Source organism: Streptomyces sp. NPDC001204, from assembly GCF_053598035.1.
Genome location: NZ_JBSFJL010000050.1, coordinates 1 through 22,063, shown reverse-complemented (window position 1 = coordinate 22,063; position 22,063 = coordinate 1). Strand labels below are relative to the sequence as shown.

The window sequence follows — 22,063 nt, the reverse complement described above, 5'->3', positions numbered from 1 at the left end:
GTCAGGAGGCGGAGTGCACCAGTGCTCCACCCACGTAGGTCCGCAGAACCCGGGCCGTGTGGATCTCCTCGGCCGGGGCGGTGAAGATGTCCCGGTCGAGGACCACCAGGTCGGCGAGGTGGCCCGGCCGCAAAGTGCCGGTGTCGTCCAGGCCGTTGACGTGGGCCGAACCCGCCGTGTAAGCCGCGACAGCGGTGGCGAGGTCGAGGCGCTGTTCGGGCAGGAAGACCCGGCCGTCGGTCGCCCCGGGCTCCATCCGGTTGACGGCGACATGGATACCGGCGAGCGGATCGGGGCTGCTCACGGACCAGTCGCTGCCCGCCGCGAGGGTCGCGCCGGCCCGCAGCAGGGAGCCGAAGGGGTACTGCCGGGCGGCGCGTTCGGGACCCAGGAAGGGAATGGTCAGCTCGTCCATCTGCGGCTCGTGGGCGGCCCACAGCGGCTGGATGTTGGCGATCGCGCCGAGCCGCGCGAAGCGCGGGATGTCGTCGGGATGGACCACCTGCAAGTGGGCGAGGTGGTGCCGGGTGGCGCGGCGGCCGTTGGCGGTGCGGGCCGCCTCGATCGAGTCCAGCGCCTCGCGCACCGCGCGGTCGCCGAGGGCGTGGAAGTGCACCTGGAAGTCGAGCGCGTCGAGTTCGGTGACATATGAGCGCAGCGCGACCGGGTCGACGAAGCTCAGGCCGCTGTTGGCGGTGGCGCAGCCGCAGCCGTCCAGGTAGGGGCTGGTCATCGCGGCGGTGAAATTCTCCGCGATGCCGTCCTGCATGATCTTCACCGAGCCGGCCCGGAACCTGCCGTGGCTCAGTTCCGCGCGGCGGGAGACCAGCTCCGGGATCTGGTCCGAACCTCGGCCGCGGTCCCACCAGAGCGCGCCGTTGACCCGGGCGGTGAGGGTTCCCTCGCGGGCGGCGGTGAGGTAGGCGTCGGAGGGGTCGGGCTGGCCGTTGAACTCGCCGAGCAGGGCGTCCTGCCAGCCGGTGATGCCGAGCGAGTGCAGCAGCCGCTGAGCGCGCAGCAGGCCGTCGAGGCGGTCGGCGGCGGTCTTCGCGGGCACCAGCCGGGCCACCAGGCCGGTGGCTCCCTCCTGGAGGACGCCGCTCGGTGCGCCGTCGCCCTCTCGTTCGATCCGGCCGTCGTCGGGGTCCGGGGTGTCCCGGGTGACGCCGGCGAGTTCGAGCGCGCGGGTGTTGGCCCAGGCACCGTGGTGGTCCCGGTTGACCAGGTACACCGGCCGGTCCGGCACCACGGAGTCGAGCAGCTGCCGGGTCGGAAGGCCGCCCTCGAAGCTCTCCATGGACCAGCCGCCGCCTGTGATCCAGCCGCTGCCGGGGTGGGCGTCGGCGAACTCACGGATGCGGCGCAGGTATTCGTCGACTCCCACGGTGCCGCTGAGGTCGCACTCGGCGAGCTCCATGCCGCCGTAGACGGCGTGGATGTGGGAGTCCTGGAAGGCGGGAAGCAGCAGCTTGCCGCTGAGGTCGACGACTTCGGTCCTCGGGCCGATCAGCTCCCGTACCTCGTCGTGGCCGACGGCCGTGATCCGGTCCCCGGTGACGGCGAGGCTGCTCGCCCGGGTGCGGGCGGGGTCCCCGGTGTGCACGGGGCCTTGGGTGAAGACCAGATCGGCCTTGGTCATGGGAGGTGCTCCTGGTGGTGGGCGGCCCGTTCGTGGGCCGTGGGAGAGAAATGAGGTGTCGCGGTCCGCGTCGTGCGTCCGCGGGGGTGCTGGTCAGCCGGCGCCGGCCGGGGCGTCGCCGGAGGCGGTGTCGCGGGAACGTGAGAAGTAGGGCGACCGGCGGTGCCAGCGGGCCCACGCGGCGGCCAGCAGGCCGGAGCCGATCATCAGCACCGGAACGAGCAACGCGAACCAGCCGTTGTCGGCGGAGAGTTCGAAGTGATCGGTGGAGCGGTAGAAGGTCCAGGCGAGGTACCCGCCGATGGTGAGCAGCGCGAGTGCGCCCAGTACCGGTCCGACGACCGCGCGCAGAGCCTCCGAGGGTGAGGCGCGCAGCAGGTGGCGGAAGCGCACGGCGGCGGCCGCGGCGGTGAGTGCGTAGTAGAGGGCGACGACGATGCCGATCGCGTTGACCGCGGCGAAGATCAAGTCGTTGACGGTGGGGATGATCAGCGCCAGCGCGGCGAGGGCGAGGGCGATCGCGGTGATCAGCAGGGTGCCGGCGGCGGGTGTCCCGTGTCTGGGGTGCAGGCGCGTCCAGACGGAGCCGAGGACGCCGTCGCGGCCCATCGCGAACATCCCGCGGGCGGTGGGGATGACCGCGGCCTGGAGCGACGCCACCGCGGAGAACATGAGGGCGATGAGCGGCAGCGCGGCCAGCGGCTGGTGGGCGAGCTTCGTGCCGAAGTAGGCGAGCCCCTGCGCGCCGTTGTCGGCCAGTTCGCCCAGCGGCAGCACCCGCTGGAAGGCGGTGCCGGCGAGGAGGAACAGCAGCAGCATGACGGTCAGCGCGATGAACCCGCCCCGGGAGGCGTCCCGTGGGTCACCGACTTCCTCACCGACGCTGAAGACGGACTCGAAGCCCCAGTAGCAGAAGACCGCGAGGACCATGCCCTGGGCGAGGGCTTCGGTCGAGGGGATGTCGAAGGGGTTGAACCACTGGAGCGAGAAGGGCTGGTCCCCGGCGAACAGGCCGTAGCCGCAGAAGACGAGCAGCACGCCGTATTCGAAGATCAGCAGGTACTTCTGGAGTCGCGCCGCGAGGTCGAGCCCGCGGACGGCGACCAGCGCGGCGGCGACCAGGACGGCCATGCCGAGGAGGGTGGACTGGAGGGTGGAGTCCGGATCGAGGGAGAGGCCGGCGATGCTGTGGACGGTGGCCTGGCCGAGGAGCTGGATGATCGCCGAGCCGGTCACCGTGGTGGTGTAGGCCATGAACACGATCGTGCCGACGACGTTGACCCATCCGGTGAGGAAGCCCAGCCAGGGGCTCAGAACGCGGCCGACCCACTTGTAGCTGCTCCCCGCGTTGGGTTCGGCACGGTTGAGGCGCCCGTATCCGCCGGCGATGCCGAGCACGGGCAGAAAGGCCAGCAGCATGATCGCCGGCAGGTGCAGGCCGACGATACTCGCCATCAGGCCGAGTCCGATGCCGATGCTGCTGGTGGCCGCGGTGCTCGACGCGGCGAGCACGATGCCGTCGACGACGCCTATGGACTTCCGCATCGCGGCCTCGGGGGCTGGGGCGCTTGTTCCCGGCGTGGTGCCCGCGCCCTTCACTGGTACTGCCAACGATCTTCGCCTTGCTGTAGGGGGGAAGCGGCCGGAGGGGCCGGATGGCAGGTCATGAAATCCTCCTCCACTTCTCACGTCAATGGTGTTGTCATAAGCTCCGGCTCATGGCTGAGCGTGTGGTTCCGGAGCCGCAGAGGCGGCGCAGAAGGCCGACGAAGCAGGGCACGGTGCTGTCCGAGCAGATCATCGTGGAGACGGCCCTGCGGCTGGTCGGCCAGCACGGCGCGGAGGCGTTGACGGTCCGGCGGCTGGGGGGTGCGCTGGGCGCCGATCCGAGCGCGCTCTACCGGTACTTCCGCAACACCGACGACTTGCTGCTGGCCATCGCCGACGAGCTCATCGGCCGTGCCCAGCACGGCTGGCAGCCCACCGGCGACTGGCGTACCGACCTGTGTGAGCTGGGCCTGCGCGTCCATGCCTCGTACCAGGCGCACCCACAGGCCGCACTGTTGGCGGCACACCGTACGACCGGGCGCGACAACGAGATGCGGGCCGTGGAGATGATCCTCGGCGTGCTGCGGTCGGCGGGCTTCCACGACCGGGAAGCCGTGCGGATCTACCACGCCTTCGTGGACCAGGCCCTCGCCTTCGCGGCCCTGGACGCGGCCGCGCTGGCCATGCCGGCTCCCGCGCAGGCGGCAGACCGCCAGGTGTGGCTGGTCCGCTACGGCAACCTGGACGCGAGCACCCACCCCAACATCGCCGCCACCGTGCGCCCGCTGGCCGCCGACATGCCGCTCAGCGGCTATCCGTTCGCGCTGGAGCTGCTGCTCGAAGCCGTCGCCGCCCGGCTGCCCGCGGCGGCTGGGGGAGTGGGCTGAGAGCGGATCGCTCACTCCCGCCACCTGCCCGCCAGGGGTCCGGCCGGACCAGGCGAGTGAGGCGGAGGACATGGATCGCGTGGGTCCGGGTCCGGGGTACGGGCAGGCTTACGTCAACATCGTTGACACTATTCTGGGGTCGGAGATCTGATGGAGGAACCCGGAGGCGAGTCCCTCCATGCACACAAGGAGTCCTCCATGGATCCCGTCCGCGCCCTCCAGGACGCCAGCCCCACCCCGTTCTGGCTGGAGGACCCCGGCCGCCCGCAGGCCGTATCGGCCCTCGTCGCCGACACCCGCTGCGATCTGCTCGTGGTCGGCGGCGGCTACAGCGGCCTGTGGACCGCTCTGATCGCCAAGGAACGCGATCCCTCCCGTGACGTCGTCCTGATCGAGGGGGAGGAGATCGGCTGGGCCGCTTCCGGCCGCAACGGCGGCTTCTGCGAGTCCAGCCTCACCCACGGTCTGAGCAACGGCCTCGACCGCTGGCCCGACGAGCTCGGCGACCTGGAGCGGCTCGGCATGCGGAACCTCCAGGCGATCGAGGACACGATCACGAGGTACGGCATCGACTGCGACTGGCGGCGCACCGGCTCGCTCAACGTGGCGACCGAGCCGTACCAGGTCGACGACCTGCACGAGTTCGCCGCGCTCGCCGCCCGCCACGGCTCCGAGCAGACGGTGCTGGACGCCGACCAGGTCCGCGCCGAGATCGACTCACCGACGTTCCTGGGGGCGCTCTGGGACAAGGACGGCACGGCGATGCTCAACCCCGCCCGTCTCGCGTGGGGCCTCAAGCAGGCCTGTCTGGACCTCGGCGTACGCATCCACGAGCACACCTGGGCCACCGCCATCGAGGAGGCCGGCTCGGGAATCGCGGTGCGGACCCCGTACGGCCGCGTCCTCGCGGACCGGGTCGCCCTCGCGACCAACGCCTTCCCCTCCCTGGTCAAGCGGCACCGTCTCTACACCGTCCCCGTGTACGACTACGCGCTGATGACCGAGCCGCTGACGGACGGACAACTCGCCTCCGTCGGCTGGCACAACCGCCAGGGATTCTCCGACGCCGCCAACCAGTTCCACTACGTGCGGCTGTCCGCCGACAACCGCATCCTGTGGGGCGGCTACGACGCCGTCTACCACTACCGGGGCCGGGTGCGCGCCGAGCACGACACGCGGCCGGAGACGTTCGCCACCCTGGCCCGGCATTTCTTCCGGACCTTCCCGCAGTTGGAGGGGCTGAGCTTCACCCACGCCTGGGGCGGCGCGATCGACACCTGCACCCGCTTCTGCGCGTTCTTCGACACCACGCACCGGGGCCGGGTCGCGCATACGGCCGGATTCACGGGCCTCGGCGTGGGAGCGACCCGCTTCGCCGCCGAGGTGATGCTCGACCTGCTGGCCGGCGAGCGCACCGAGCTCACCCAACTGGAGATGGTGCGGCGCAAACCCCTTCCGTTCCCGCCGGAACCGGTCCGCTGGGCGGGGATCCAGGCCACCAGATGGTCCCTCGCCCGCGCGGACGAGAACTCCGGCCGACGCAACCTGTGGCTCAGGACCCTCGACCGGCTCGGCCTCGGCTTCGATTCCTGATGGTCCTGATGGGTACGTCAAGCGCTAAGGCGGCCATGTCGCCACCGGTGGCGGCGAGGAAGGCGGCACCGAGCACGGGTCCGATGCCGGGCATGGTGTTCCGGCCCTCGGCGGCTGGACGGCCGTGGCGGTGAGCTGGTCGGCTGGAACAGCTCGTGGTCAAGGCCCGTCTCCTCCGCCATCGCGCGATTGTCCGTGTGGGCTCGGGCCGGGGCCGACCGTCACTGGAAACCTCCGAGGACGCCCCCGGCTTCAGCCGGGGGATGAGTCGGACTCCTGCGGAGCAGGGCAGGGAACGGGGTTTCGCCCAAAAGGCGAAAGACCGCCCAGATGGTTGGGTAGGTTGAGGGCCGTGCGTCGCGAGAGCCGAGCACGCGCAACTCCTTTGTCTTGATGGGCAACCGGGCAGGTTCCGTCCCGGCTGGTGCTGAGAGCGTCAGACTCGTTCGCTTGCTGAGCGCATGAGCTGCTTGAGCCAGGAATCCCCCTGCTTCGGCTGGGGGAGGGTTCAAAACCATCCGTTGCGCTGGGCCTGCAGAGCCAGCTGGAAGCGGTTCGCGGCGCCCAGCCGGGCCATCAGGACCTGCAGGCGGCGGAACAGCGTGCGGCGGCTGATTCCCAGTTCGCGGGCGATGACGTCGTCGCTCGTGCCGCTGGCCAGGAGCCACAGCAGACGGCGGTCGGCGGGCGGCGGACCGCCTGGGCGGGTCGTGCCGCCGTGGAAGGGGAGAGCCTGCTGCCACGACTGCTCGAACAGCGCGATGAGGGCGGAGAGCAGACCGCACGGCTGTACGACCAGCATGGTGTTGTGCACGTCGACCTCTTTGATCGACAGTGACACCAGAGCGTACGCCTCGTCGATGATCAGGAGTTTGACGGGGACGGACGGCAGCACTCTGGCCTGCTCACCGGCGTTGATACACGGTTCGATGACTTGTTTGAGGTGGTCCGGACGTTCCAGCGACTCGCGGGAGTACACGACGCGTTGTGTGACCCCGCGGGCCAGCGTGGCCAGTGCGTCGTCGGTGGCACTGGCCACAGGGAAGTAGGGGGGCGACTCGAACTGCCGGATCTGGTGGCGGGCGCTGGCCCAGGCTTGGCGCATCCTGGGGCCGATGGCGTCGCCGGTGACGATCTCGACGAGGTGGTCGTTGTGTGCCGCGAGCCGGTGGCGCCGGAACGAATCGAAGGCGCCCGCGACCGCGATGCGGGATTTCTCGACCTCGGCCGCACGACGCCGGGCGAGGACCTCGAGACCGGCCGCCGGAACCACCGGCGCCACCACGTCCTCGTCCCTCTCGGCGGCACCGGCCAGACCGGCGTCGACGAGCTCGCCGTACGCCGTGGCCAGGCCCGGGCTGTCCAGACCGGCCGCGGCGGCGATCTCGCTCAGCGGCGCGGGCGCCAGCTTTAGCAGGGTGAGATAGACCCGGGCCGCCGTCTGGCCGATGCCCAGGAGCCGCAGTGCATCGCCGAGACTCGCGTTCGTCATGAGTCGCATTATCGACGGCCGTGGCCGGTCAGGCGTGGCCGATCTGTGCCAGTGGCACCACTGCGCACCATGCGCGGGCATCGCGGGATACCGTCGCCGAGCCGTCGGCATGTGGCGGCGCGCGACTCCCAGGAAGGCGGACGCAGTGGCGAAAGGCCGCAAGAACGGTTTGTACTCGGAGATCTCCGAGGAACTGTCCGCGTTGATGCGGACGGGGTGGGCGGACACCGAACGGCACGGACTGACGCTCAACGGGCAGGCCCCGTACGCGGCCGCGCGCCGGGCCGCGCTCTCCGCGCGCTTCCCGGGCGAACGGCTCGTGATCCCTTCGGGGAACCTCAAGGTCCGCTCGAACGACGACACCTACCCGTTCCGGCCGTACTCGGGCTACGTACACATGACCGGCGACCAGGCCCGGGACGGTGCCCTTGTCCTCGAACCCCGTGCGGATGGCGGCCATGACGCCTACTGCTACCAACTCCCGCGGGACAGCAGGGACGACGACGAGTTCTGGACCGGTGCCACAGCAGAGCTGTGGATGGGCCGGCGACGCTCCCTCGCCGAGGCGGAGCGCGTGCTCGGCCTGCCGTGCCGGGACGTCCGCACGGCGGCCGGCGACCTGGCAGCCGCCTCCGGCGCACCGACGCGCATCGTCCGCGGTATCGACCCGTCCCTGGAGGCCGCCGTCGCCACCGAGGCGGAGCGTGACGAGGAGCTGGAAGAGGCCCTCAGCGATCTGCGCGTCGTGAAGGACGAGTGGGAGATCAAGGAGATCCGCTCGGCCGTGGACTCCACGGTGCGCGGATTCACGGACGTCGTCAGTGAGCTGTCGCGGGCGATCGCCTCGTCCGAGCGGTGGATCGAGGGCACCTTCTTCCGCCGCGCCCGCCTTGAGGGCAACGCCGTGGGCTACGGCACGATCTGCGCCGCGGGCGAGCACGCCACGATCATGCACTGGACCGACAACGACGGACCGGTGCGCCCCGGGGAGCTGCTCCTGCTCGACGCGGGCGTGGAGTCGCGCACCCTGTACACCGCCGACGTCACGCGCACCCTGCCGATCGGCGGCACCTTCACCCCCGTCCAGCGCAGGGTCTACGACGCGGTGTACGAGGCCCAGGAGGCGGGCATGGCGGCCGTCAAGCCGGGCGCCGCGTATCGGGACTTTCATGAGGCGGCCCAGCGTTCCCTGGCGGCGCGGCTGGTCGAGTGGGGTTTCGTCGAAGGGCCTGCCGACCGCGCGTACGAGCTGGGCCTCCAGCGCCGTTTCACGATGGCCGGCACCGGTCACATGCTCGGCCTGGACGTCCACGACTGCGCGCGGGCCCGGACCGAGGAGTACGTCGACGGCGTACTGGAGCCGGGCATGGTGCTCACCGTCGAGCCCGGCCTGTACTTCCAGCCGGACGATCTGACCGTCCCTCAGGAGTGGCGCGGCATCGGCGTACGCATCGAGGACGACCTGCTCGTCACCGCCGATGGTCACGAGAACCTGTCGGCGGGCCTGCCGCGGTCTGCGGATGAGGTCGAGGCGTGGATGGCCCGTTTCGCGGGCTGAGCACATCGAGAACCGGGCCCAAGGCCGGACCGTCCTCCGGCGAGCCTGGTGACGGTGAACACCACGGGACGCCGGTGTCCAGCTCCTGGCTGAGGAAGTAGAGGTGGCGGGCGAGGTTCGCGGCGTCGGTTGTCCCGGGTGGGGTGAAGGCGCGGCAAACAGCCGATGGCGACATCCTGACTGCGGGATAGGGTTCGGCCGACAAGGATCCGCTCGGTCAGTGCGAGCTGAGCCAGGGCCTTACACCGTGCTGCCCGGGGAGGAGTTGCATGCTGCAGGCGCTGGGATTGGGCCCGGCTGAAGAGGCCATCTACACGACACTGCTGGCCCGCCCGACAGCCTCCGCGCAGGAACTCGCCGGACAGACCGGAATCGAGGAGGGTGAGGCCGCCCGCATCCTGCTCGACCTGGCGAGACGTGGCCTGGTGGCGGTCGCCACCGAGGCCGGGGGCGGGACGCCTGAGTCGGCCGGCTGCGGGGCCGGCCTCCAGACCGCCCGCTATCGGCTCACACCACCCTCGGTGGCCCTGGCCCCGTTCCTCGTCGAGCAGCGCAACGCGCTGCACCGGGCCGAGACCGCGTTCTCGATGCTGACCGAGCAGTACCGCAGTACCGCCGCACACCCTGCGGGCAGCGTCGTGGAGGTGGTCGTCGGCGTGGAGCAGGTCGCACACCGGTTCCACCAACTGCAGCGCGGCGCCCAGCGGGAGTTGCTTGTCTTCCTCGTCGGCGTACCCATCGCGGTGCCGCGCGAGGACGCCGACATGTCGGAGAACTCCGCACTGGACCGCGGAGTCGACTTCCGGGTCGTGGCTGCCAGGAACTATCTCGACGGTCACGACGTGGCACGGGACATGCGGGCGGCCATCCTGGCGGGCCTGGAGCTTCGCCTGGCCGACTCGCTGCCGCTGAAGATGGTCGTCTCCGACCGAGAGCGTGCCATGGTGCCACTGGACATGGCGGACTCCGGCGGCGAGCCGAGCGCAATCGTGGTGCACCGCAGCGGCTTGCTGACGGCCCTGGTCCATCTCTTCGAGAGGGAATGGGCCCAGGCCCGGCCGCTTTACACCACCACGACGGGTGTGCGGGAGGAGTCGGCAGCCGATCAGCAGCCGACCGAGGGGGAACTGGAAGTCCTCGCTCTGCTGCTGGCAGGGTTCTCCGACCGGCGGGCGGCCTCCCAACTCGGCGTCTCCATACGCACCGTGGAGCGGCGGACACGCCGTCTGATGGACCTTGCCGGTGCGGATTCGCGCCTGCAACTCGGGTGGCACGCCGCACGTGCGGGCTGGCTTTGACCTACTCCCCGGCCTGAGGGCCGGGGAGTTGCCGTCTGCTGGTGATCCGCCTACGAGGGTGGCTGTCAACTCCTGGCGGGTTCCTGCTCCACCGCCGACGGACCCGCGATCCAGGTTGAAGGCGTCTACCGGAGCGGCGGCGCGCGCACCCACGCGACAGGTACCTGACCGCATTGCGCCACCCGCTCATGAGCGGCCGGGTCGGTTCCCGGGTCCCCCCTCGGCGAGATCATCTCGGTGAGCGTCAGCCCGCAGGGGCATTCCCCACCTGCGGACCCGAAGCCCCATCGAGCCGACGAACCAGTCGACGTGACCGCATGACGGAAAACCGACACGCGGGAAACCCGTCACGCGCGGCATGCCTACGCGATCCGTATGTCTGCCAGGCTGCACCCGCAGCATGGCATGTTCACGGCGTCAAGTAGGGAGACTCATGCCCCCCAAAACGCGTATAGCCTTGGGCGCGGCAATCGCCGCCGTCCTGGCCGTCACCGCGGTAGCGCCTTCCGGGGCGGCGGATTTGCCGCCTGACGGTGCCTCGGGGAAGAGGCCCGTCATCGGCAGCGAGACCGCAGCAACGGGCGGCAAGCAGGTGCCGGTCACACTCATCACCGGCGACAAGGTACTGGTGACCACGGACACGTCGGGCCACAGTTCGGCGGCCGTGCTGCCGCGCGACGACGGTACGCAGCCGATCGTCCAGACCTACCAGATGGGCAAGGACCTCTACGTCTACCCGGAGGAGGCCTCCCAGGCGATCGCCGAGGGCAAGGTCGACGAGCAGCTGTTCAACGTCACTGGGCTCATCCGCCAGGGATACGACGACACACGCACCGACACGCTGCCGCTCATCGCCACCTACCGGAACGGTGTGAACGTTGCCGACAGCGCACCGGCGGCTCCTCGCGGGGCCGAGCGGGGCCTGAGCCTTCCGGCCGTGGACGGCGTCGCGCTCAAGGCCGGCAAGGCCACTGCCGTCACCTTCTGGCAGGACGTCACCAACGCCCGCTCACGTTCTGCCTCCACGCTGAAGAAGCTCTGGCTCGACGGCAAGGTCGAGACCACGCTGGACCGGTCCACCACGCAGGTGCACGCGCCGGAGGCCTGGGCAGCCGGCTACGACGGCAAGGGCACCAAGGTCGCCGTGCTGGACACGGGCGTGGACGCCGAGCACCCCGACCTGGTGAGCCGGGTTGCCGCGTCCCGGAACTTCACGGACTCCAAGACCACCGACGACCGGGTGGGCCACGGCACCCACACCGCCTCCACGGTCGGAGGGTCCGGAGCGGCCAGTGACGGCCGCAAGAAGGGCGTCGCCCCCGGCACCTCCCTGCTCATCGGCAAGGTGCTCAACGACCAGGGCTACGGCCAGGACTCCTGGATCATCGCGGGTATGCAGTGGGCCGTCGACCAGCAGGCCGACGTCGTCTCCATGAGCCTGGGCAACCCCACGATCGGCGACTGCACAGACCCGATGGCCCAGGCCACGCAGGAGCTGTCGAAGAACAAGCACACCCTGTTCGTCGTCGCCGCCGGCAACTCCGGCCCGGGCGCCGAGACCGTCTCCTCGCCCGGGTGCGTGCCCGGCGTGCTGACCGTGGGCGCCGTCGACCGCGACGACACCACCGCGCAGTTCTCCAGCCGCGGTCCGGTGGCCGTCACCCACACCCTCAAGCCCGAGATCGCCGCCCCCGGCGTCGACATCTCGGCGGCCAGTGCGGGCGGCCGCGGCGTCTATGCCTACCGGACGATGTCCGGCACCTCCATGGCCACCCCGCATGTCGCGGGCGCTGCGGCCGTCGTCCGCCAGGCGCACCCGGACTGGACCGCGCAGCAGATCAAGGCAGCCCTGGTCTCCTCCGCCCGCACCGGCGGCAAGGTCGCCGGCGCCGACCAGACCGGCGGCGGGGTGCTCGACGTGTTCGGCGCGGTGAACCAGAAGGTGCTTTCCGCGCCCGCCGTCCAGGCCGGCAGCTACAACTGGCCACAGGACGCGTCGGACCGCACCACCGTGCAGGTGCCCTTCACCAACACCAGCGACAGCGACCTGACGCTCCATCTGAAGCTCAGCGGTGTGCAGGGCAACGACGGCAGCGACGTCACCTCCGGAATCATCAAGCCGCAGGAGAACAAGGTGACGGTCCCGGCGGGGGCCACCGCTCAGGTGCCGCTGCAGATCGACCCCACCGCCCGTCTGAAGCCCGCCCAGTACGGTGCGGTCACCGGCCGGATCCTGGCCACCGGCGGCGATGTGCACGTCTCCGTGCCCGTCACCCTCTACGTCCAGCCGGAGACGGTCACTCTCCGGGTCAAGGTCGTCGACCGCAACGGCAAGCCCGCGTCCGGCTCCTCCTCCCTGGACGTCGCCAGCATCGACTCCGACGAGGGCGAGCGCCGCACCAACGCGGGTGCGCCCGAGCAGACTTACCGTGTGCGCCCGGGCGACTACGCCCTCAGCAGCTTCGTGACGACGCCCGGCGCGAGCAACACGCCCGAATCGGTCAGCTACCTCGCCCACCCGCAGCTGCGGATCACCAAGGACACCACCGTTGTCCTCGACGCCCGCCAGGCCCACCGGCTGAGCCTGCACACCGACCGCCCCTCGACGCTGCGGGGCACCACGTTGAGCTACGCCCGCACGTGGGACGACACCTGGCTGCTCAGCGGAACACTCGCGGCCGACGGCGCCGTGCAGAAGTTCTACGCGGACATCGACGGGCGCGCTCAGAAGGGCACCTTCGAGTTCCGGCCCACCTGGCGCGCGACCGGCTCCGAGGACGGCTCGTCCTACGCCTACAACCTGTCGTTCCCGACCCAGGGCCCGCTGCACTCCGACCAGGCCTACAAGCCGAATGACTCCCGGCTGGCCCAGGTCACCGAGACGTGGCATGCCATGGGCAAGGAGGCCGACTACATCGACGCGCTGTTCCTCCGTCCCTCCGGGAGCAGCTCCACCCAGATCCCCGTGAGCCTGTACCAGACGGTCCACGTGCCTGGTACCCGCACCGCCTACTACACGACCGGCGACGACGCCTGGTACCACGGCGCGATGACCAGCTTCCCGTTCGCCGCGTTCATGAGCGACCAGGACCGCACCTACAAGGCCGGACAGCGGAGCACCGAGGAATGGTACGGCGGCCCCCTGCGGCCGGGCGCGGCGCGCGATGCCGACGGCAACCTGATGCTGGCCGCCGAGCGGCAGGGCAACCTGTTCGGCATCCAGAACGCGCTCTGGGTCGACGGCTCCGGCGACCACTGGACCTACGGTGGGTCGTTCGGCGACATCGGCAACCTGAAGCTGAAGCGAAACGGCGAAGAGATCGGCCGGCTCGCCTACCCGTACGGCGTGTTCGAGGTGCCGGACGAGGACTCCGCGTACGAGCTCACCCAGCACCTGGAGAAGATCTACACCGGGGACCGCAACTGGCTGCGTTCCACCGCTGCCGACACCACCTGGAGCTTCCGCTCCCAACTGGAGCCGGACGTCTACTCCCGCGGCCTGCCGCTTCTCCACCCGGCGTACGACCTGCCGGTGGACGGCCTGAACACCCTTCCCGCGCGCAGCGGCATCAAGGTCGGGCTGTCGGTCGAGGGCCACGCCGGGTACATCCCGGGTGCGATCACGGCGGCCTCGCTGTCCTACTCCTACGACGGCGGCACCACCTGGACCCAGGCGCCGACCGAGCAGCACGACGGCAAGTGGACGGCCGTCCTCGACCACACCGGCGCCGTCGGCAAGCAGGTCACACTGAAGGTCACCCTCACCGACGCCAACGGCAACGCGGTCACCCAGACCATCACCCGCGCCTACGACGTGCGGTAACCACACAGTCCGGCCGGGCGGTCCCCCGCAACGGGCGGCCCGCCCGGCCTGCCACCTGCTGCCCCCACCCGTGATCACCAGGGCGCAGTCGAGGTGCAGATCGCTGCAGGTCCGGCAAGCGACAACTTGCCGGCCTGCCCCTGGCCGGCTTCCAACACCCGGACCCGGTTCCCGGCTGCGCTACCTCTATCTCAGCGGGCAGACCCGCGAGCCCCGGGACGCCGGCCGGCTGCGAGATGAGGTTGGGAACCGTCGTGGGCAGGCGCCTACGCGTGAGGCCCCGGACGGGGATCCGGATTGACGGCCCATCAAAAACCCCGGGACGTCTCCGTCCAGACACAGACTGCCGGCACATCGCCAGGATTGCTGTAGCGGTGCGAGACGGAGGAGTCGAAACTGACGCAGTCGCCGGGCTGCAGGCGGTAGTGCACGCCGTCGACCCAGTAATCCAGTTCCCCGCTCAGCAGTAGGCCGACCTCCTCTCCGCCATGGGTGTGTGGATTGGCCCCCGAGGATGCGCCGGGGGCGACCTCGAGCATCATCATCTCGATCCTGCCTCCATGCTTTGGGTTGAGGAGCGTGTAGGTCACCCCCTCCACACCTGACCGGGTGAGCTCAAGGCGCTGATCGGGGCGCGTGAGTACACGGCGTTCGCGGTCCACAGCGCGGAACAACTGGCTGAGTGTGGTTCCAAGGGCGTCGACGATCGTGCGAAGCGTATTGATCGTCGGACTGTTCACATCCCGCTCGACGTTGCTGAGATAGCTGCGTGACAGTCCCGTCTTCTCGGCGAGCTTCTCCAGCGTGAGGCCCTGGTCCAGTCGCTCGCGACGGAGGTACTGGCCGATCCCGTCGTCCCCGGAGGGCTCGGGGGAAGTGTGCGCGTGCTCCACGGTCGACACGGACTGCTCCTCCAGTAAATGCGATGTGGCATCCAGCATAGTGTTTGCGGTGGGTGTCTTGAATAATCTACGCTTCGTCTCATATATGAGACGCCGCACCAGGGTGCCGGTCATCACGTGTATCGATGCCGGCCGGCTCCACATGGCGGGCGAGCATGGCAGGTTCCAGAACGGAGGGGCACCCGCGCCGCGTCGCCGATCGCTCCGCCGCCCCGGATCCGCAACGCCCGGCTCCACCGGGTCGCTCGCAAGCATGCACGGAGGACCAATGGCTTACGACACGCCTTTTGGAGGATGCCGAACACGGCGACTACCAGAGCTGCGTCTCGATCTCTCTGCGTTGGAGCACAACGTCCAGCTCATGGCCGCATGGTGCGCCGACAGGAGGGTCGAACTGGCTCCACACATCAAGACCACCATGACGCGGCCGATCGTCGAGCGGCAGATGACCGAAGGGGCGTGGGGCGTCACCGTCGCCACCGTGACGCAGGCGAGCACAGCTCTGGACTGGGCAGTACGGCGTTTGATCATCGCGAACCAGGTGGTCCACCGAGCCGACCTCGCCCTCATCCGACGGTGGCTGAACGAGATGCCGGATGTGGAGATCTACTGCTTCGCCGACTCCCTGACCGGAGTGGACCTCGCCCGGGCAGCCATGGAAGGCGCCCCCAATCCCTTGCGCGTTCTCATTGACATCGGAACGGACGGAGGCCGTACGGGCGTGCGGGAGCCGGCCCAAGCCGTTGAACTTGCCGCAGCGGTCAAGGCGGCCCCCGGACTCCGCCTTGCCGGCGTCGCAGGCTATGAAGGAGTCAGGCCCAATCGCCGCGACGCCGAGACGCTGACACAGGTCGACGAGCACTGCCGACAGGCGATCGCTGTGTACCGCAGTCTCCTCCCGCTGTATGAGATCACACAGCCCGTCTTCACCATGGGCGGTTCCGCTTTCCCCGACCGCGTCATCCATGCCCTTGCGGAACTCGCGCAGAACCCGAGTGGCCTGCCCATGGTGCCCGTTCTGCGATCAGGTTGCTACGTCACTCACGACCACGGCACATACGAGCACGTGTCACCCCTGCCGGGGTTGCGCGCAGCGCTGACGGTCCGCGCGGTCGTGCTGTCCACGCCAGAACCAGGGTGTGCCGTCGTCGGCGCCGGGAAACGCGAACTGCCTTATGACGCCGGCCTACCCGTGTTCCTGAGCGCACGTGACGCGGAAGGGGCGCGGCGAACGGCTGTCACGGCGACCGCTGCCCAGATATACGACCACCACCTGGTCTTGACGGAGGCACATGGGCTGAGCGTTGGCGACGAAGTCGACCTCGGCATTTCCCACCCGTGCTCCGCCTTTGACCGCTGGCCCGACATTGCTGTGGTCGACCAGCAGGGCCACACACGCGAGGTGTGGCACCCGCATTTCCACTGACCGGACGAACGGGCCTTGATCCAAGGCCGAGTAGTCATCGTATTCGCTTCGGCGGCAATCGAGTTGGCGGAGATCTGGTGCCGGAGCGGAACATGGCAACGGATGGCAGCACCGGATGAGAGCGGTCCAGGTCCTGGATCTGCGGCTTCGGGTCCACGCAGAACTCCAGCGCCCGTTCGGGCGGATCCAGACACAAGCCGACGACGTCGTGCACCTTGTCCGCGAAGTACGGGTCCGTGGACAACTTGAAGTCTCGGTGCGGTGGCCGTTGCAGGCCGAAGGCCTGCCAGATCCAAGGCGTCAACGCTCAGCGGTACGGTGACCGCCGGACGGACAGGACTGCCACGTCGTCGTGCTGGTCTCCCTCCCCGGCGAACGCGCGCGCGTCGTCGTAGAGGACGCGCGGCAGGTCGGTGGGGGAGAGGGCTGCGCGCTTGGTGAGGCGTTCGGCGAGGGGGTAGAACGTGCCGTCGGCGGCGCGGGTCTCGGTGATCCCGTCTGTGGTCAGCAGCAGCGTCGCGCCGCGCGGGAAGGCGAACCAGTCGACGGTCGCGGGTTCGGCCGCGAGCTCAGCGAGACCGAGAGGGACACCGGACGCGAGGGCCGGCGTGGTGACGGTGGCACCGTGCAGCAACTTCGGCGGAACATGTCCGCAGTTGATGACTTGTACCTCTTCGTGTGCGTCAACGTTGACGATGAGCGCTGTGACGAACCGTTCGTCGTCGCCGGTCTGTGCGGCATAGGAGTTGTGCCGTACGACAGAGGCATCGAGGATATCGACGAGCGCGGTCAGGGTGGGTTCTCGGTGGGCCGTGGCACGGAAGGTGCCGATGGCGGCGAACGCGGCACCGACCGCAGGCAGGCCCTTGCCCTGGACATCGCCGATCAGAATCCGGGTTCCCCACGGAGAGGCGACGACGTCGTAGATGTCGCCGCCGATGAGCCGGTCCTCCTGTACGGGCTCGTACACTCCGTCTACCAGGACGTCGTCGGTGAGGATGGGAAGAGGGCGCAGGATGTGGCGCTGCATCGCTGCTGCGGTGGAGCGCAGTCGCAGCATCTCGTGCTCGCGGCGGATCCGATGGCGGCAAGCGTAGACGGATGCCGCGCCCAGGGCGAGGGTGAGCAGCATCATGAGGATCCTGTCGAGCCACGGCCGTCCGTCACCGTGACGGACCAGCATGGTGACGATGACCACGAGTGCGGTCCATGCGGACACGAACTTCGTCTGGCGTACGGTGCACAGCGCTGACGCCGCCCCTGGCAGGAATACAAGGAGCCCGAGGAGCCACACCGGGGACGCGGCCAGGGCACTGAGGAGCATCACCAGGGCCGTGATCGACACCACACCGATCAATACTTCGGCGTCGCGCGGTGGTTCGATGGCCTCGAGGGGACCAGCGAAACTCTTCGGATGTTTACGGAGCACGGGACCTCCCGGGCAGACAGTGCACTCCCCGTACGGTAAGCAGGCCCGGCCATGGACGAGCCGCGCCCTGCCGGACAAGGTCCCCGCGCCGTGACGAGCACTGCATGCGAGGTGCGCGGCTCGTGTACTCCTCCGGTGGTTCCCGGTACTCCAGATGGCGGCCGTGGTCACGGTACGGGACCGGTGGTGGCCGTTGCGGACCAGGCGCCGCCCGCGTTGGTCCCGCTCGGCCGGCAACTCGGATATGTGCTGGTCGGCTTTCGCTTTCACGGCAGCAGCGAGCATCCCCCTGACGCGGGCGGTGTCGTGGACGACGCGAGTGACATCGACCAGGCCGGCGTCGTCCAGCCGGTGCGGCACGGCCTCGTGCAAACGCGGCCCCAAACCCCGGCCCGGGACCAGATCATCGACGCTGACAGCCGCCTGCCCGGGACCGGTCGGCCGACACTGAAAAAGGGGGCGGGACACACAGGTCCGAGTCCCGTGGACCGAGGTAAGCCGGGTTCCAAGATCCACGTCCTGCCGGACGCGAACGGACTGCCTCCTCCTCGTCGGCGTCCAGGCCGGCAACACCCAGGACAGCGAGGGTCCGAAGCCGATGATCGAGGGTCACCAAACGAGACACGACCCTCACAACGGCCGGTACTTCAAGCCGCAGCGTCTCCACGCGGAGAAAGCCTACGACTGCGCCGACCTGCGCAGACGGCCGCGTTGGAAGCGCATCGCAGTGCTCATCGCCCGTAAGGGAATCGAGTCCAGTGAACGCTTAGGGCGGCGCCGCTGGGCCATCGAGGCCATGTCGTGGCTGTCCGGCCACCGGCGACTTACTCCAGCTGTAGATCGTGATCCGAGAGAGGCGCGTCGGCGAGGGGAGGCCGTTGTTCCAGCCACATCCCGTCGCGCATGATGACTCTCCCGCGCAGTTCCGGCTCGCCGCGCCAAGCCCGCACGGTCCTCGGGACTACGCGTACATACAGGAAGGACCCCGCTTCCACGCGTGGATCCCACCCGAACTTGTCGGCGAACGCCTCCGCTGCGCCTGCGGGCACCTCCTCGTCCGGGAAGCACTCCGCCTCACCCTGCAGGAGCACCACGTCGAAGGTGTCCGGTAGCGACAGGCGCACGCGCGGCTCTTCGCGGACGTTTCGCGCGGTCACGGAAGTGGCGCTGGTGCACATCCACACTGCTCGCCCATCCCACAAGAACCACAGCGGCACCTGGTGCGGCCCGTGATCAGGGTGAGCCGTCGACACCCATACATCCCGCTCGGTGACGAGCCGCTCCAGAGCGTCGCGCATACGCTCCGCCGTCTGGCGACGAACGATTCCTGTGGTCTCCATGAGGACCGACCCTAGCCAGGCAGGCGTGAAGCGCGCCTGAGGCGCAGGACCTACTCCCAGCGACCGATGAACTCCTCAGCCTTTGGCTCGGGGCGACCGACTTCGGTGCTCAGGGTGGTCGGCGGACGTGCTCCGTCACACGTTTCTCCGGTAATGGCCGGCTCCTGATCGCGCTTGGCGGCTGCGTCGCCAGGCGGACCCAGTGCCACTTCGGCACTCCGCCGTGACCATTGCCTCCCGGCCGGCACCAACCCGACCAAGTTCTACCGAGTGTTGAGGGAAACCGTCTCGTCCGGCGCCAGCGGTGATTGCACGCCCGGCCCGCGCCCGGCGAACCGCATGGCGACACACGCCCCCAGGTACAGCAGAGCGACGACCAGCAGAAGCGCCTGATAGCCCGTCACCAGGGCCAGATACTCGAGCGCGCCCCCGGTCAGCGCGCCCAGCAGATTCGCACCGAACGCGGAGGTCGGGTCCGGGGCGAGTGCGAGGCGGTCCGAGAAGATGAGGTTGGCGCAGAAGATGGGGGCGAAGGCCAGGGCGATGGCGGCGGCGAGCCGTCCGGCGAAGGGCAGCGAGAGCACGGCCTGCGCCGGGACGAGCCAGGCTACCGTGAGGGTGCCGAAGAGCAGGAGTTGCAGCAGCAGCTGGTTCACCCGCCGTAGCCGGCGCCGGACCTCGACCGCCGCGAGGACGGCGAGCAGGACGCCGATGAAGACCAGGGCGTTGACCAGCCAGGTCGTACCGAAGTAGAGCGCGAAGCCGATCACGTTCTTCGTCTCGAGCAACATGAAGGCCGCGCCCATCAGGAACATGTCGGTGTAGCGGATCGTGCTTCGGATGCGAACCCCGGTCAGGCGCACGGCCAGGAGCGTCACCAGCAGGATCGCGCCCAGCGCGCCCAGGTACAGCGTGGGAATGTCCCGGTGGAGCAGATACGGGAAGGGGTGGTCGTCGCTTGCGGCCGCCGGGACCGCGCCGCTGGGCTGCCAGACCTGATCGCACGACTGGTCGGCGGTCGTCATCCCGGCGACCAGCACGGCCGCGTTCTTGCTGAACGTCGCCATGCAGGGGGCGTGGCCGTAGATGTCTTCGAGGGAGCCGGCGAAGCGGTCGACCAGCCAGCTCTTCCGGTAGTAGTTGTACATGGCGAACGCGCCGTGCGGCGCCAGGTGATCGCGCGCTGCCTCGAACGCCTGCTGGGTGAACAGGTAGCTCTCCAGGCGCAGATTGCTCGCCCCGGCCACCAGCGTCAGCGAGTCCGGCAGCGCCAGGATGACGAGGTCGTACTTGGTGTTCGTCCGTTCCAGGAAGGCTCGTCCGTCGTTGATGTGGACGTGCACCCTGGGGTCGTCGTACGGCCTCGCGGGGTGCAGTTGTGCGCCGATCTGCTGCAGCCGGGGATCGATCTCGACCGCGTCGACGCGCTGCGCTCCGTGTGCCAGTGCGACCGCGACGTCATTGCCGTTGCCGGCTCCGATGACCAGCACACGCTTGTGCGGGTTGCCTGGCGTCCGGTCGTACGCCTGCCGATAGGGCGAGTTCTTTTGCATCAGTACCGGGAGCGGCGCGATGCTCTGGTGTGGGACGCCGTTGGCGGAGATGCGGTACCCCGGGGTGGTGGACGTCAAGGGCGTGAGCTGGATCTTGTAGTAGGGCGACCAGGAGATGCCGGCTGTCGTCGTCTCCACGAACAGCGCAGCGACCATCGCCGTGAGCGGGATGCCGTACCGCAGGGTGTTGCGCCGTCCGCCGAGCATCAGCAGGGCCGCCGCGGCGAGTGCGCCCCATACGACCGACGGGGCGCGGAGCCAGGACACCAGGGCGAAGGACACCGTGCCGGTGAGGCTGCCGAGCAGGTCGTAGCGGTAGGCATCGAGCGAGGGAAGCCGGCGGAAGAGATCGGCGGTGATCTTGCCGATCCCGGCCATGATCGCCGCGGTGAGGAGGAAGATGGCCGGCAGCGTCACCCACTCGGGCAGGCCGGTGGTTTTCACGGTGGTGAAGTAGATGACCTGGTCGCTGCTCTGACGCACCTGCACCGGAAACTCGCGTACCAGGATGACGAGAAGCGCGAGCGGGACCGTTGCCCAGCGTTTGAGCCATTGCCCGCGCGCGGCGGGGATCAGGAACCCGATGCCGATGCCCAGGAACGACCCGAGCAGGATGAAGTTCGAAAAGTAGCTGAGGTGGACGACGTTGGCGCCCGCCCATCTGATCAGTGCCAGCTCGACGAAGAGCATGGTGGCGCTGGCGAGCAGTAGCCTCCAGCACACCGAGCGGTCGATTTGACTGGTTCTGTTCAGTTTCACGCGCAATTACGGTGCCATCTTCGGCGCGAGGGGTCGAGGCGACTTGCCGGTTTTACAACGATGCGGCCTGACCTGGACCAGTCTCTCGGATCGCTTCCCCCAGCACGACTCCGCACGGCCTGGACACCACCCTACGAACCGCCGCCCCCAATAAGGACACGCTGTCCGGTGGCAGGCCCACGCCGCCTGGACGGAGCCATCGCGGCCTTCGGCCGGCCGCGCGCGGCCGGCCCGGCTGGTCGTCGCGTCGGACAGCGCTGATGTTGAACGCCAGTGAAACGAGGGTGGTCAGGGCAAACCCGGTTTTGACACAGGTCGATCATCGCGGACCGCTGGCACTGGAAGGTGGCACGGCGTTCGGCGTTCGTGAGTTATTTTCCGACGGCTCCCTGGGCCGCTAGCCTCGATCTTTTTGACGGGCCGACGACCGAGTCGGTGGTCCGTTTCGTTGTCGATGGCTGATGCTGGGCAGGCCGAGGTCCCAAGTGTCGTCTCGGGTGGACGCCGGGTTCCACTGCTCCGGACTGGAACGTTCTCTCGTAGGGCCAGGAGAACCGCTGGTCAGCCGGGGTTGGGCAGGAGTGCGAGCCGTTCGAGAGCGGTGGTGATTTCGAACGTCCAGGGCCAGTGGCGGGCGAGGCGGAGGATCCGGCGCCGGCCGGTGGTGGCGAGCTGTCCGGCGGCGGAGAACAGGCGGAACCGCAGCCGGCGGGGCTCCCAAAGCCTGGCCTGGCCGGTCAGGGCGAGCATGGGCATCCAGGCCAGCAGGTCGAGTGCGATCTGGACGATCTCCAGCCAGACCTTGTTCTGCGCGGT

Annotated in this window: 14 protein-coding genes and 3 pseudogenes; 7 read left to right on the top strand and 10 right to left on the bottom strand. The window is 69.2% G+C overall.

Features of this window, described 5'->3' with window-relative positions:
* Position 1: 1 nt before the first annotated feature.
* On the bottom strand, positions 2-1,639 hold the full coding sequence (locus ACWC91_RS39150) for an amidohydrolase (RefSeq protein ID WP_225077630.1): 1,638 nt from the start codon (positions 1,637-1,639) through the stop codon (positions 2-4).
* A 93-nt stretch (positions 1,640-1,732) separates the two neighbouring features.
* A complete protein-coding gene (locus ACWC91_RS39145; RefSeq protein ID WP_281156387.1) occupies positions 1,733-3,184 on the bottom strand; it encodes an APC family permease in 1,452 nt (483 codons plus the stop codon).
* Between the two features lie 173 nt (positions 3,185-3,357).
* Between ACWC91_RS39145 and ACWC91_RS39140 the strand changes: the two genes are divergently transcribed.
* Both ACWC91_RS39140 and ACWC91_RS39135 read left to right on the top strand, forming a co-directional pair.
* Complete coding sequence (locus ACWC91_RS39140) at positions 3,358-4,074, top strand: TetR/AcrR family transcriptional regulator (RefSeq protein WP_225077629.1); 717 nt, start codon at positions 3,358-3,360, stop codon at positions 4,072-4,074.
* Between the two features lie 198 nt (positions 4,075-4,272).
* Positions 4,273-5,667 (top strand): NAD(P)/FAD-dependent oxidoreductase, encoded by a 1,395-nt coding sequence (locus ACWC91_RS39135; RefSeq protein WP_281156381.1) that lies wholly within the window; start codon positions 4,273-4,275, stop codon positions 5,665-5,667.
* A 508-nt stretch (positions 5,668-6,175) separates the two neighbouring features.
* On the opposite strand, the gene ACWC91_RS39130 is transcribed toward ACWC91_RS39135, so the two are convergent.
* Positions 6,176-7,159, bottom strand: coding sequence for a helix-turn-helix transcriptional regulator (locus ACWC91_RS39130; protein WP_281156382.1), 984 nt, complete (start codon positions 7,157-7,159; stop codon positions 6,176-6,178).
* Positions 7,160-7,304: 145 nt separating this feature from the next.
* Between ACWC91_RS39130 and ACWC91_RS39125 the strand changes: the two genes are divergently transcribed.
* From ACWC91_RS39125 to ACWC91_RS39115, 3 genes are all read left to right on the top strand, one after another.
* Entirely contained in the window at positions 7,305-8,717 is a 1,413-nt protein-coding gene (locus tag ACWC91_RS39125; protein WP_281156383.1) for an aminopeptidase P family protein, read from the top strand.
* A gap of 269 nt (positions 8,718-8,986) precedes the next feature.
* Positions 8,987-10,015, top strand: coding sequence for a helix-turn-helix domain-containing protein (locus ACWC91_RS39120; protein ID WP_281156384.1), 1,029 nt, complete (start codon positions 8,987-8,989; stop codon positions 10,013-10,015).
* A 433-nt stretch (positions 10,016-10,448) separates the two neighbouring features.
* A complete protein-coding gene (locus ACWC91_RS39115; RefSeq protein ID WP_450641810.1) occupies positions 10,449-13,838 on the top strand; it encodes a S8 family peptidase in 3,390 nt (1,129 codons plus the stop codon).
* Positions 13,839-14,146: 308 nt separating this feature from the next.
* Here ACWC91_RS39115 and ACWC91_RS39110 read toward each other — a convergent pair whose 3' ends face one another.
* Complete coding sequence (locus ACWC91_RS39110; RefSeq protein WP_225077624.1) at positions 14,147-14,740, bottom strand: cupin domain-containing protein; 594 nt, start codon at positions 14,738-14,740, stop codon at positions 14,147-14,149.
* 268 nt (positions 14,741-15,008) lie between these two features.
* Here ACWC91_RS39110 and ACWC91_RS39105 point away from each other — a divergent pair, with 268 nt between their 5' ends.
* Positions 15,009-16,166 carry an alanine racemase gene (locus ACWC91_RS39105; RefSeq protein ID WP_376504219.1) on the top strand — a complete coding sequence of 386 codons (1,158 nt, stop codon included), beginning with the start codon at positions 15,009-15,011 and terminating at the stop codon, positions 16,164-16,166.
* A gap of 103 nt (positions 16,167-16,269) precedes the next feature.
* Here ACWC91_RS39105 and ACWC91_RS39100 read toward each other — a convergent pair.
* From ACWC91_RS39100 to ACWC91_RS39090, 3 genes and pseudogenes are all read right to left on the bottom strand, one after another.
* Positions 16,270-16,428: pseudogene (locus tag ACWC91_RS39100) on the bottom strand (IS630 family transposase); the annotation flags it as partial.
* A gap of 45 nt (positions 16,429-16,473) precedes the next feature.
* A complete protein-coding gene (locus ACWC91_RS39095) occupies positions 16,474-17,595 on the bottom strand; it encodes a PP2C family protein-serine/threonine phosphatase (protein ID WP_450641833.1) in 1,122 nt (373 codons plus the stop codon).
* Between the two features lie 287 nt (positions 17,596-17,882).
* A pseudogene (locus ACWC91_RS39090) lies at positions 17,883-18,002 on the bottom strand (IS5/IS1182 family transposase); the annotation flags it as partial.
* Positions 18,003-18,027: 25 nt separating this feature from the next.
* Between ACWC91_RS39090 and ACWC91_RS39085 the strand changes: the two are divergent.
* Positions 18,028-18,448 (top strand): annotated as a pseudogene (locus ACWC91_RS39085) (transposase); the annotation flags it as partial.
* Here the strand turns inward: ACWC91_RS39085 and ACWC91_RS39080 are convergent.
* The 3 genes from ACWC91_RS39080 to ACWC91_RS39070 form a co-directional block, all read right to left on the bottom strand.
* A complete protein-coding gene (locus tag ACWC91_RS39080) occupies positions 18,420-18,935 on the bottom strand; it encodes a pyridoxamine 5'-phosphate oxidase family protein (RefSeq protein WP_450641808.1) in 516 nt (171 codons plus the stop codon). The pseudogene ACWC91_RS39085 and the gene ACWC91_RS39080 sit on opposite strands and share 29 nt — an antisense overlap.
* A gap of 263 nt (positions 18,936-19,198) precedes the next feature.
* Positions 19,199-21,247, bottom strand: a complete 2,049-nt coding sequence (locus ACWC91_RS39075) for a spermidine synthase (protein WP_281157323.1) — start codon at positions 21,245-21,247, stop codon at positions 19,199-19,201.
* 561 nt (positions 21,248-21,808) lie between these two features.
* Positions 21,809-22,063: transposase (locus ACWC91_RS39070; protein ID WP_450641806.1), on the bottom strand; the 255-nt coding region annotated here is incomplete at its 5' end.

Coding starts and splice junctions, on each gene's coding strand:
- ACWC91_RS39140 (WP_225077629.1), top strand. CDS start 3,358: ATGGCTGAGCGTGTGGTTCCGGAGCCGCAGAGGCGGCGCAGAAGGCCG.
- ACWC91_RS39130 (WP_281156382.1), bottom strand. CDS start 7,159: ATGACGAACGCGAGTCTCGGCGATGCACTGCGGCTCCTGGGCATCGGC.
- ACWC91_RS39080 (WP_450641808.1), bottom strand. CDS start 18,935: ATGGAGACCACAGGAATCGTTCGTCGCCAGACGGCGGAGCGTATGCGC.
- ACWC91_RS39115 (WP_450641810.1), top strand. CDS start 10,449: ATGCCCCCCAAAACGCGTATAGCCTTGGGCGCGGCAATCGCCGCCGTC.
- ACWC91_RS39135 (WP_281156381.1), top strand. CDS start 4,273: ATGGATCCCGTCCGCGCCCTCCAGGACGCCAGCCCCACCCCGTTCTGG.
- ACWC91_RS39150 (WP_225077630.1), bottom strand. CDS start 1,639: ATGACCAAGGCCGATCTGGTCTTCACCCAAGGCCCCGTGCACACCGGG.
- ACWC91_RS39145 (WP_281156387.1), bottom strand. CDS start 3,184: ATGCGGAAGTCCATAGGCGTCGTCGACGGCATCGTGCTCGCCGCGTCG.
- ACWC91_RS39120 (WP_281156384.1), top strand. CDS start 8,987: ATGCTGCAGGCGCTGGGATTGGGCCCGGCTGAAGAGGCCATCTACACG.
- ACWC91_RS39105 (WP_376504219.1), top strand. CDS start 15,009: ATGGCTTACGACACGCCTTTTGGAGGATGCCGAACACGGCGACTACCA.